Origin of the sequence: Streptosporangium sp. NPDC006013, from assembly GCF_040614275.1 — a bacterium.
Lineage (GTDB): Bacteria > Actinomycetota > Actinomycetes > Streptosporangiales > Streptosporangiaceae > Streptosporangium.
The window spans coordinates 1-1932 of the sequence record NZ_JBEXUE010000877.1 but is presented as its reverse complement, the minus strand read 5'-3'; the positions used below and the strand labels follow the sequence as shown (position 1 = coordinate 1932).

The 1932-nt window shown below is 72.0% G+C and carries 2 protein-coding genes; both read right to left on the bottom strand.

Features of this window, described 5'->3' with window-relative positions:
* Positions 1-28: 28 nt before the first annotated feature.
* A complete protein-coding gene (locus ABZ260_RS50560; RefSeq protein WP_355632984.1) occupies positions 29-526 on the bottom strand; it encodes a hypothetical protein in 498 nt (165 codons plus the stop codon).
* A gap of 153 nt (positions 527-679) precedes the next feature.
* A complete protein-coding gene (locus ABZ260_RS50555) occupies positions 680-1678 on the bottom strand; it encodes a tyrosine-type recombinase/integrase (protein WP_355632981.1) in 999 nt (332 codons plus the stop codon).
* Between the last annotated feature and the right edge of the window lie 254 nt (positions 1679-1932).

Sequence of the window (1932 nt, the reverse complement as noted above, 5' to 3'; positions counted from 1 at the left end):
ACGGGAGTACAGACGTGTCCTCTCCCTATCACCCCCCCGGCCCGGATCCCTCCGCCCGGGACCACACGTCCCGGGCGGAGGGATCCGCGGTTTTGGGGAACGTCTCCGCGGGTCCGACGGAGACGGCCGAGGAGGGGGTGCGCTCACGCACGTCCTCGCTGCGGATCGCCATCACGGCGGGCGGGCTGCCCAGGTCACCGTACCTGGCGGCGACGGCGGCGGTGATCGCCCGGCAGGCGTCGGCGACCGTCTCCTTCGAGGAGCCCGGCGAGTGACCGGCCGACAGATGACCCAGCAGCGCCGCGAACCGCAGCTCCTCGGCCGCCGCGCGGGGAATCCCGTCGTCGGACGGCGGCAGGGGCCGGTCCAGCCAGAACACCCCGCCGCGCAGGAACGCGGGATAGGTCACCTCGTCCCGCTGGAGCGTGCGCACCGAGTCAACCAGTAACCGCCCGAACTCCGTCAGGTCGGTATCCGGTGGCAGGTCGGTCGTGACCAGCAGCGAAACCCTCAGTGCGTTGACCATGAGCGGTTATCCCTCCTTGAGGTGGCTCATAGTAGGGGGCGCCACCGACAGTTACCGCGCGGCTGGTGAATCGTGGCGAGATCGGGGGCCGTCGGTGCCGGTGGGATCACCCGGGATCACCTGGGATCACCGCCCGCGATTCCGCGCCGACGGTCAGAGCGGCCTGGGGGCGGGCAGAGTGATCCTGTCGACGGCCTCGCGGCGGCGTCGTTCGGGACGGCGGTCGTAGCGGGCCGTGGTGGCGGGGGAGGAGTGGCCGACGAGGGCCTGCGCGGTGGCCAGGTCCACCCCGGCGTCGAGCAGCTCGCCGATGAAGGTGCGCCTGAAGTCGTGCGGGGTGCGTGCCCCGGCCCCGGCCTCGGCCAGGCGTCTGGCCAGGATGTCGGCGACCGCCTGTCCGGTCATGGGCGCGGGCCCGCCGTCCCTGGTCCGCAGCCGGCCGAGCTTGCTGACGGGGCAGAACAGGGCCCCCGCGGCGCGGCCCCGTACGGCCAGCCAGCGTTCCATCCTGGCCATGGCCTCGGTGGTGAGGTAGACCATCCGCTCCTTGTCACGCTTGCCGCGCACCCGCAGCGAGCGGGAGCCGGGGTCGTAGTCGCCCAGTGCGAGCCCGGCGATCTCGGCGCGGCGGCAGCCGGTGGAGTAGAGCGCCGCCAGCAGGGCGGCGTCGCGGACTCCCGCGGGGGAGTCGTCGCGGTCGCAGGCGGCCAGCGCGGCGCCCACCACCTCAGGCGGGACGTGCTGGCCCGTCGGCAGGCGGGTGTGCTCGACCGTCGGCAGGTCGGCGGCCCGCTGGTACTCCTCGGCGGTCATCAGGCCGAGCCGCCAGGCCTCGCGCAGCACCCTGCGCAGCGCGACCAGGTGCTTGTTGACGTACGAGGGGGACCAGCCGCGCTCGGTCATCAGGGCGCGGATGCGCACCGTGTGCTCATAGCGCAGCAGGTGCCAGGGCCGGCCCGCGCCGCTGGAGACCTCGTCGCCGGAGACGAGCGCCGCGAGCCTGTCGAGACAGCCGCGCATGGTGCGGCGGGACTCGGCGCTGGTCAGGGAGTCGAGATACACCCGGTAGGGGTCTCGCGCGGGCTCGATGGAGGGGCCGGGCGAGGCGGGGACGGCTGGCAGGCTCACCATGCCGACCCTACCGGGGGTCATGAATCCGCACTGTGCAGGCGCGGGTGCGAGATTCCATCCTTACCGGAGAGGAGGAAGGATCGCAGTATGACGGACGGACGAGTCAACGACCCCCTCCTGAAGGAGAGGGCTTGAGGCGCAGCGATGCGCTTGACAAGCCCCGCGTTGACCAGCCCTAGTCATCAGCTCAAGGAGGTGCGTTTTGATGGCTACGTTGAACACGAGATCGCAGACCCACCGGCGGGTGCTTCCTCAGCCTGCCGCTCTGGAATCCG

Bases quoted from the DNA above. Each gene is read 5' to 3' on its own strand.
- ABZ260_RS50560 (WP_355632984.1), bottom strand. From the start codon at position 526: ATGGTCAACGCACTGAGGGTTTCGCTGCTGGTCACGACCGACCTGCCA.
- ABZ260_RS50555 (WP_355632981.1), bottom strand. From the start codon at position 1,678: ATGACCCCCGGTAGGGTCGGCATGGTGAGCCTGCCAGCCGTCCCCGCC.